Genomic DNA, 8,974 nt, shown 5'->3' with positions numbered 1-8,974 from the left:
GCCAGACTCCCCATTAGAAGCCCAGCTCAATCGAGCTGGGCTTTTTGCATGGCGGTGCTGCATTGCGGCCGTTCGCGCCGCTGCTGATGCCCGCACAGCCGCCACCTGGGCGGCTTTGTTGCGTCTGACAGAGGTCTTGCTGCAGCAGCTACTGTTGCTGGCCATATCGAATGAGGGCCGGCATGATCGTGGAGTGGTGGTGCCAATAGTCCTTGATGAGTGGAGACACGATGCAGAAATATGGAGCAGTCCTGCTGTTGCTTGCTGTGCAGCAGGCACTAGCGATGCCTACCGGGGTAGCTGGACAGGAGATTCAGTTTTTATTGACTAAAATTGCTAGTTCGCAATGCCGATTTGAGCGTAGCGGTAGTTGGTATGATGCCGCGACGGCGGTGGATCACCTGAGAATGAAACTGGATAAAGCCGGGGATCAGGTCCGTAGCGCCGATGATTTTATCCAGGGGGTTGCCAGCAAAAGCTATCTTTCCGGTAAGCCTTACCATCTGGCTTGTCCGGGGGCTCCGGTACAGGAGTCTGCAGTCTGGCTACGCACTACCCTGAAACAGTACCGACAGCAGCGCTGAGCGGGATGTAGCACACAAAAAAAGCCGCTTTGCAGCGGCTTTTGTACATCTTGATCAAATATCAATTTGTCTTGTTTTCCCAGCCTCCACCCAGGGCCTTGTATAGACTGATGGCCGCGTTCAGACGATCCAGCTTGGCATTGACCAGATTCAGCTCAGCCTGAAAGGTGTTGCGCTCTGCATCCAGTACATCCAGATAGCTGGAATAGCCGTTGTCGTAGCGCAGTGTCGCCAGATGCAGCGCCCGGTTAAGGGCAGTCAACTGGGTGGTCTGGGCTTCCTGTACCTCGCGTGCCGCGCTGCTGGCAACCAGTGCATCCTGTGTTTCCTTGAAGGCGGTCTGCACCGATTTCTGGTACTGGGCCAGTGCCTGGCGCTGGCGGGCGCTGGCAGCATCAACATTCAGGCCGGTCTGGCCAAAGTTGAAGATGGGTGCCGTCGCATTGCCGACAAAACTCCAGGTGCGGGTGGCACCGCTGAACAGCGTTTCCATCGACAGGCTTTGCGAGCCGAGTGCACCGGTCAGGCTGATGCTGGGGAAGTAGGCTGCTTTGGCCACGCCGATGCGGGCATTGGCGGCGATCAGCTGTGCTTCGGCCGCTGCCAGATCCGGGCGGCGTTCCAGCAGGCCGGATGACAAATCGGCTGGAATGCTGGGTGGCACATTCAGCAGGTCAATGGCCTGACCCCGCTGCAGCTTGCCTTCCAGCAGTTCGCGTGGCGTGCGACCCAGCAAGACGGCCAGCGCAGTTTCAGTTTGCTGCAGTGACTTGCTCAATTGCGGAATGGTGGCACGTGCCGAGGCAGCTTCCGATTCGGCCTGGCGCATGTCCAGCTCGGAGGTCATGCCGCCCTTGAAGCGCTTCTGGCGGAGCTGCAATGAAGATTCGCGGCTGTCCAGCGTGCGCTTGGCAATATCCAGCTGTGCATCGAAGGCGCGCATCTGGAAATAGGTTTGCGCCACCAGGGCGCTGAGCGACAGTCTGGCTGCATCGCGACTGTACTGGCTGGCTGCCAGGGTGGCGCGTGCCGCTTCGCTGCTGCGGCGCAGCTTGCCCCATAAGTCCAGCTCCCAGCTGGCCGTCAGATTGGCATTGCGGACATCGGCCACCAGCGGGCTGCCGGGCGTGGTGGTTTCGGCCGAGGTACGAGCGCGCTGGTAGCCGGCATTGGCGGCGAGGCTGGGTAGCAACTGGGCGCGAGCGATGCCGGCCAGTGCAGCGGCTTCGTCTACCTGAGCGGCTGACAGCGCCAGATCCTGGTTGTGTTGCAGGGCTTCGCTAATCAGCTGATCAAGCACCGGGTCGTTGAACTGCTGCCACCAGTCGCTGGCTATGCTGGCCTGCTGCGTTGTCGTGCTGGCCGGCAGGTCGAACTTGGGCCGGCTGTAGTCCGGGCCGACCGCGCAGGCCGTGAGAGCCAGGCTTAGCAGCAAGGGGAGTGTGCGTTTACGCATGGTCCTTGCCTCCTGCCTCGCTATCAAGCTGAGGCGCTTTTCGTTTGGAAAATTTCATGATCACCATGAAGAACATGGGGATGAAGAAGGTGGCGATGAAGGTGGCTGCCAGCATGCCGCCAATCACCCCGGTACCGATGGAGTGACGGCTGGCCGAGCCTGCGCCGCTGGAGATGGCCAGTGGTACGCAGCCCAGCACGAAGGCCAGCGAGGTCATCACGATGGGGCGGAAACGCAGTCGCGCTGCGGCCAGGGCGGCGTCGGCCAGCTCCATGCCTTCTTCCATCTTCATCACGGCAAATTCGACGATCAGAATGGCATTCTTGGCGGCCAGGCCGATCAGCGTCACCAGTGCCACCTGGAAGTACACGTCGTTGGCCAGACCGCGCAGCCAATTGGCCATCAGCGCACCGAATACGGCAAACGGTACGGCCATCAGCACGCTGATCGGCAGACTCCAGCGTTCGTACTGCGCCGCCAGGATCAGGAACACCATGATCATGCCGAAGGCAAACACCATCACCGATGAGCCGCTGCTGGATTTCTCCTGGAAGGCTGAGCCGGTCCAGGCCTGGCTATAGCCTTCCGGCAGGGTTTCCTGCGCGACTTCTTCCATCGCCTTGAGTGCATCACCCGAGCTGTAGCCCGGCGCCGGACCACCAACGACCTTGGCGGCCGGGAAGATGTTGAAGCGCTCCAGGCTTTCCGGGCCGGTGGTTTGTTCCACATTCACCAGCGCGGTGAGTGGGATCATATTGCCATCCTGCGAGCGGACATAGATATTGCGCAGGTCATCCACCTTGCTGCGGAAATCGGCTTCGGACTGCAGCTGCACGCGGAAGGTGCGGCCAAACTTGTTGAAGTCGTTGACATACAGCGCACCAAAAGTGCTCTGCATGGTGTCGAACACGGTATTGATCGGCACATTCAGCGACTTGGCCTTGGCCCGGTCCAGTTTGACGAACAACTGCGGTACGCTGGCCGAGAAGGTGGTTTGCACTCCCTTCAGTTCCGGCCGTTTGGCTGCGGCTTCCACCAGTTTTTTGGTGATATTGCCCAGCTCCACGGCACTGCCGCCGGCGCGCGACTGGACATAGCTTTCAAAACCACCGGTATTGGACATACCAGAGATCGGTGGTGGATTGAAGGCCAGCACGATGCCGTCGCGAATGCCCATCATGCCTTTGCCAAAGACATCCTTGACCACCGCCTGTGAGGATAGATCGGGTGTCTTGCGCTCATCCCACGGTTTGAGGGTGATAAAGGACACACCGGCATTGGTGCGGTTGCCGCCAGAGAGGATGTCAAAGCCGGCGAAGGACATGCGGTCTTTCACTGCCGGGTTGCTGGCCATCATGGCATCCAGCTTGTCCATGGTGGCCTCGGTACGTTGTAGCGAGGCGCCATCAGGCAGGATGGCCACGGCCAAGATATAGCCTTGGTCTTCATCCGGGGCCAGACTGGACGGAATGGTGCGGAACAGCCCGACACTGAGTGCGATCAGGCCGGCAAACAACAGCAGGCCCAGCAGCGCACGCTTGATCATAAAGCTGACGCCTGTGGTGTAGCGTGCAGTCTGGCGGTCAAACCAGCTGTTGAACCAGACAAAGAAGCGGGCCGGATGCTGATGGCCTTCCTTCAGGATCAGTGCGCACAGTGCCGGGGTCAGCGTCAGGGCCACCAGGCCGGAGATGGTGACCGACACCGCAATGGTGATGGCGAACTGCTTGTACATCTGACCGGCGATGCCGCCGAGGAAGGCGACCGGGATAAATACCGAACACAGCACCAGCACAATGGCGACCAGCGCGCCGGACACTTCTTCCATGGCCTTGAAGCTGGCCTGCAGCGGGCTGAGCTTTTCCTCGGTCATCAGCCGTTCGACGTTTTCCAGCACCACGATGGCATCATCCACCACGATGCCGATGGCCAGCACCATGCCGAACAGCGTCAGCGTATTGATGGAAAAGCCAAACAGATACATGCCGGCAAAGGTACCAACGATGGACACCGGTACCGCCAGGCAGGGAATCAGCGTGGCGCGCCAGTTCTGCAGGAACAGGAAGACCACGGCGAATACCAGCAGCATGGCCTCGGCCAGGGTGTGGTAGACCTCGTTGATCGACACTTCGACAAACTTGGTGGTGTCGTAGGGGATGCCGTAGCTCATGCCCTTGGGGAAGCTGACGGACAGCTTCTGCATTTCAGCTTCCACCGCCTGTGCCGTGGCCAACTGGTTGGCACCCGGCGCCAGGAAAATCCCGATAGGAATGGTGGGCCGGCCATTGTGGCGACCGTTGAAGTCGTAGGACAGTGCCCCCAGTTCGACCCGTGCCACGTCTTTCAGGCGTACCGCCGAGCCATCACTATTGGAGCGCAGGATGATGTTTTCAAACTCTTCCGGCTCAGACAAGCGGCCCTGGGTGGTGACGGTATAGGTAAAGTCCAGCTTGCCCGGCTGAGGTTCGGCACCGATCTTGCCGGCGGCGAACTGGGCATTCTGTTCCTTGATGGCGTTGGATACGTCGCTGGGTGTCAGCTTGAGCTGGGCCAGACGGTCCGGCTTCAGCCAGATCCGCATGGAGTAATCCTGGCCAGCGAAGTTGACCACGTCACCCACGCCCGGTACCCGTTTCAGTTCATCCACCACGTTCAGCAAGGCGTAGTTGCTGATGAACAGTGTGTCGTAGCTGTTGTCCGGCGAATACAGCGAAATCACCTGCAGGATGGAAGACGATTTCTTGGTGACATTCACCCCCTGGCGGCGGACTTCTTCCGGCAGTTGCGAGGTGACTGACTGCACCCGGTTGTTGACGTTGATGGTGGCCTGGTCAGCGTTGGTGCCGATCTTGAACGACACGCTGAGCGACAATTTGCCGCTACTGGAGCTGACCGACTGCACGTACAGCATATTGTCCACACCGTTGATGGCCTGCTCCAGCGGAGCGGCCACGGTGTTGGCGATGACTTCGGCCGACGCGCCCGGATAGCTGGCGGTCACCTGGACCACCGGCGGTACGATCTCCGGATATTGCTCGATGGGCAAAGCCTTGATGGCAGCCAGACCGGCCAGCATGATGATGATGGAAATCACGCTGGCAAAGATCGGCCGCCTGATGAAAAAGGCGGAAAACATGGCTCAGGACCTCTTAAGCGGGTTGCTTGGCAGCAGGAGCGCTGGCGTCGGCCCGGTAGGGCTGCGGTTTGACCTCGGCGCCCGGGCGCAGCTTGATGATGTTGTCCACCACCACCTGCTCACCCGGCTTGAGACCCGTTTCCACCAGGACTTCCAGGCCCACGTCCTGCGACACGGTGATTGGCCGCGGTTGTACCTTGTTGCCTTCTCCTACTATCCACACCATCTTGCCTTGCTGGGTGGTCAGCACAGCACGCTGTGGCACGGCGATGGCACTAATGCGCTCGGCACCCTTGAGGATGACCCGCACAAACTGCCCCGGCAGGATCTTGCCCTGCGGATTGGCCAGCGAGGCACGCGAACGGATGGTGCCGGTAGTGCTGTCCACCAGGCTGTCGGTGAAGTTGAGGAAGCCGCTGTGGTCGAAGAGGCTGCCGTCTGCCAGCTTGAGCGCCACTTCAAAGTGGCCGTTGTCCTTCAGCTTGAGCAAGCCCTTGTCCTGTAGCTTGCGCAGGTTCATCTGATCGCTGTCCGACATGCTGAAATTGACGTAAATCGGGTCCAGCTGGGAAATCTTGGTGAGCAGGCTGCCGTCGGCGCTGGTGGACACCAGGCTGCCCTCGGAACGGGTTTCCTGGCTGGTCATGCCGGAGATCGGCGCGGTAACGCGGGTGTAGTCCAGATTGATCTGCGCTTCTTTCAGCTTGGCGCGTGAAGCCGCAACCTGTGCCTGTGCAGCCTGATAGGCGGCGACGGCATCGTCACGGTCTTTCTGGCTGACGGCATTTTCCTTGAACAAGGGCATCACGCGCTCGTAATCCTGGCGTGTGCTGGCGAGCTGGGCTTCCTGCACTTTCAGTGCGGCTGCGGCTTGCTCCAGCGTGGCCTGATAAGTGGCCGGGTCCAGCTGGAATAACAAATCGCCCTGTTTTACCGGGCGGCCTTCGGTATAGGCCCGCTTGAGCAGAATGCCACCCACGCGGGCGCGCACTTCTACTTCGCGTGAGCCGGCGGCCTGTCCAACATATTCAAAATTCACCGGGATATTGCGTGCGCTAATCTTGATGACCGATACCGGCATGGGCGGCATGGCTGCTTGTGCCGCAGGATCGGCTTTTTGACCGCAGCCGGCAAGGCTGGCAGCAAGGGCGCTCAATAACAGCCATTTGCCAGGCCGCGCGGGCAGGGAAAGTGAGTGCATAGACATGGAATGTCCTCGACAAGTTGAAGTGAAAATCTGCAGCCCCTGCACGCTGCGCAGCCCCTGATGGGGCTGCAGGTAGGGACATATTGTTAGTTTCAGTGCTGTCTACTGTATTGATTGTCATGCTGGCCTGTATGCAAGGTGACATAGTCATGTGACAGGCAGCAAGGGAGAGTGCGCATTCTATATACATTCATGTCTGTATGTAAAATGGCGTTAATGCGAATACAGCATTAATTTCTGATAAATAAAGACAATAATTCAGAAAATTCGTTCTTATCTCTGCGTGAAAGCAAAAAGATCTTAAAAATCACCGCTATGTCAGGGTGAGATTCATCGGCATATCTGCTGCGCAAATGTACTTAAAAAACAACACCTCCGGCTCCAGACTAGTGCTGTGCAAGCTGCAAGCGGGCTGGGGAAAGCAGGTCGCCAGCGCGGACTCAATCTGCTCCGTGAGGCTGCCGCAGAGGGGAGCGTGATGTGGTGAGCACTTCTGTCGGCTGCGCAGGCAAGGGCCCGCTGCGGCAGGCGGGATGACGGGCGTGCGGGCACCATGTTTTGTCCTGTTGGCAGGCAGCGGCAAGGACACAACTTTTCCCTAGGCCGGAAGGGCGGCGGTATAATCGCTCTCTTTTTTCCGAGCATTCACCAACCTCATGCCTTCGGCCATCGAAATACAAGCGGTCAGCAAGCGCTATGGTGCGCTGCAGGCGCTGGATGACGTCAGCTTCCGTGTGGAAGCCGGCGAGTTTTTTGCCTTGCTGGGGCCAAACGGAGCAGGCAAGACCACGCTCATTTCTGCCATGGCCGGCTTGTCGCGGCCGGATAGCGGCAGCATCAGCATCATGGGGCATGATGTGGTGCGCGATTTCCGTGCGGCGCGCATGAGCCTGGGTGTGGTGCCGCAGGAACTGGTGTTTGATCCCTTCTTGTCGGTGCGGGAAACCCTGCGTTTTCAATCCGGCTATTTTGGCCTGACCCGTAACGACGACTGGATTGACGAGCTGCTATTCAAGCTGGGGCTGGCCGACAAGGCCAATGTCAATTTGCGCGCATTGTCCGGCGGCATGAAGCGCCGCGTGATGGTGGCGCAGGCGCTGGTGCATCGCCCGCCGGTGATGGTGCTGGATGAGCCGACTGCCGGGGTGGATGTCGAGTTGCGCCAGAGCCTGTGGGCCTTCGTCAAGGAGTTGAACGAAGCCGGCCATACCATTGTGCTGACCACGCATTATCTGGAAGAAGCCGAAACCCTGTGCAACCGCATTGCCATGCTCAAGCGCGGCAAACTGGTGGCGCTGGAGAGCAAGGACAAGCTATTGCAGCATGGCAAGGAGCGCGAGGTGGCATTCAAGCTGGCGGCACCCTTGCCGGATAGCCTGCTGCCCAGCAAGGTGCGCGAGGAGGATGGACGCATCGTGCTCAAGCTGGCGGATCTGAGCCAGCTGGAAGGCGTGCTGGCCACGCTGCGCGAAGCCGACGTACGTGTACGCGAACTGAATGTGGTGGAGGTGGATCTGGAAAGCGTGTTCGTCAACATGATGCACGGGGAGCGTGGCTGATGCAGGGCTTCCTGACTTTATTCCGCAAGGAGCTGGTGCGCTTCTGGAAGGTATCTTTCCAGACCGTGGCCGCGCCGGTGCTGACGGCGCTGATGTACCAGCTGATCTTCTCCCATGTACTGTCGCGTCATGCCGAGGCCTATCCGGGGGTGGGCTATACCGCTTTCCTGATCCCGGGCCTTGCCATGATGTCGATGGCGCAGAATGCCTTTGCCAATAGCTCCTCCAGCCTGATTCAATCCAAGATCACCGGCAATATCGTGTTTCTGCTGCTGCCGCCGCTGACCGCGCTGGAGTTTTTTGCCGCCTACATGCTGGCATCCATCGTGCGCGGCCTGGCTGTCGGTGCCGGGGTGCTGGTGGTGACGGCCTGGTTTGGCCTGCCGCTGCCCAGCCATCCCCTCTGGGCCTTGTTGTTCGGCCTGCTTGGCTGCGGTGTGCTGGGTACCCTGGGGGTGATTGCCGGCATCTGGGCGGAAAAATTCGATCAACTGGCCGCGTTTCAGAACTTTTTGATCATGCCGCTGACTTTCTTGTCTGGCGTGTTCTATTCCATCAACAGTCTGCCGCCATTCTGGTATGCGGTATCGCATGTGAACCCGGTCTTTTTCATGATCGACGGTTTCCGTTACGGCTTTTTCGGCCAGGCCGACGTCAGCCCCTGGCTGTCGCTGAGCGTGGTTGGCGGTAGTTTTATCTTGCTTTCCGGGCTGGCTTTGTGGCTGATCAAATCAGGCTACAAGCTGCGCCATTAGGATGCGTTTTCAGGATACACACATGATTTCCACCGAACAGGTCAAACAATACATCGCCGCCGGTCTTAACTGCTCCCATCTGGAAGTAGAAGGTGACGGCCATCATTTTTACGCTACCGTGGTGTCGGCAGAATTCGCCGGCAAGCGCCTGATCGACCGTCACCGTCTGGTGAAGGAAGTGATTGCCACCCGTCTGGCCAGCAATGAAATCCACGCCCTTTCCATCGTCAAGGCAGCTACGCCGGACGAGTGGGAAAAACTGCAAGGCTGATCCCCG

7 protein-coding genes are annotated in these 8,974 nt (G+C 59.2%); 4 read left to right on the top strand and 3 right to left on the bottom strand.

Features of this window, described 5'->3' with window-relative positions; translation table 11 throughout:
* The first annotated feature begins 230 nt into the window (after window positions 1–230).
* Window positions 231–584 carry a DUF5329 family protein gene (locus H2Z84_RS04415; protein WP_181834898.1) on the top strand — a complete coding sequence of 118 codons (354 nt, stop codon included), beginning with the start codon at window positions 231–233 and terminating at the stop codon, window positions 582–584.
* A 61-nt stretch (window positions 585–645) separates the two neighbouring features.
* Here H2Z84_RS04415 and H2Z84_RS04410 read toward each other — a convergent pair whose 3' ends face one another.
* Genes H2Z84_RS04410 through H2Z84_RS04400 form a run of 3 tightly spaced genes read right to left on the bottom strand, consistent with a single transcriptional unit; the run spans window position 646 to window position 6,383 of the window.
* Window positions 646–2,040 (bottom strand): efflux transporter outer membrane subunit, encoded by a 1,395-nt coding sequence (locus H2Z84_RS04410; RefSeq protein WP_181834897.1) that lies wholly within the window; start codon window positions 2,038–2,040, stop codon window positions 646–648.
* The gene (locus H2Z84_RS04405; RefSeq protein WP_181834896.1) at window positions 2,033–5,176 is read right to left on the bottom strand and encodes an efflux RND transporter permease subunit; all 3,144 of its coding nucleotides are present in this window, start codon (window positions 5,174–5,176) and stop codon (window positions 2,033–2,035) included. Before H2Z84_RS04405 ends, H2Z84_RS04410 begins: the two co-directional genes overlap by 8 nt.
* A gap of 13 nt (window positions 5,177–5,189) precedes the next feature.
* Window positions 5,190–6,383 carry an efflux RND transporter periplasmic adaptor subunit gene (locus tag H2Z84_RS04400; protein WP_258869285.1) on the bottom strand — a complete coding sequence of 398 codons (1,194 nt, stop codon included), beginning with the start codon at window positions 6,381–6,383 and terminating at the stop codon, window positions 5,190–5,192.
* A 656-nt stretch (window positions 6,384–7,039) separates the two neighbouring features.
* On the opposite strand from H2Z84_RS04400, the gene H2Z84_RS04395 reads away from it, so the two are divergent.
* From H2Z84_RS04395 to H2Z84_RS04385, 3 genes are read left to right on the top strand one after another with little or no spacing between them, the layout of a single operon-like run.
* Window positions 7,040–7,942, top strand: a complete 903-nt coding sequence (locus H2Z84_RS04395; RefSeq protein WP_181834895.1) for an ABC transporter ATP-binding protein — start codon at window positions 7,040–7,042, stop codon at window positions 7,940–7,942.
* Entirely contained in the window at window positions 7,942–8,697 is a 756-nt protein-coding gene (locus H2Z84_RS04390) for an ABC transporter permease (protein WP_181834894.1), read from the top strand. Before H2Z84_RS04395 ends, H2Z84_RS04390 begins: the two co-directional genes overlap by 1 nt.
* A 22-nt stretch (window positions 8,698–8,719) precedes the next feature.
* Window positions 8,720–8,968, top strand: coding sequence for a BolA family protein (locus H2Z84_RS04385; protein WP_059286005.1), 249 nt, complete (start codon window positions 8,720–8,722; stop codon window positions 8,966–8,968).
* Window positions 8,969–8,974 lie beyond the last annotated feature (6 nt).

This window comes from Aquitalea aquatica (assembly GCF_013911085.1).
GTDB lineage: Bacteria > Pseudomonadota > Gammaproteobacteria > Burkholderiales > Chromobacteriaceae > Aquitalea > Aquitalea aquatica.
This window is presented reverse-complemented; position numbering and strand designations above follow the sequence as displayed.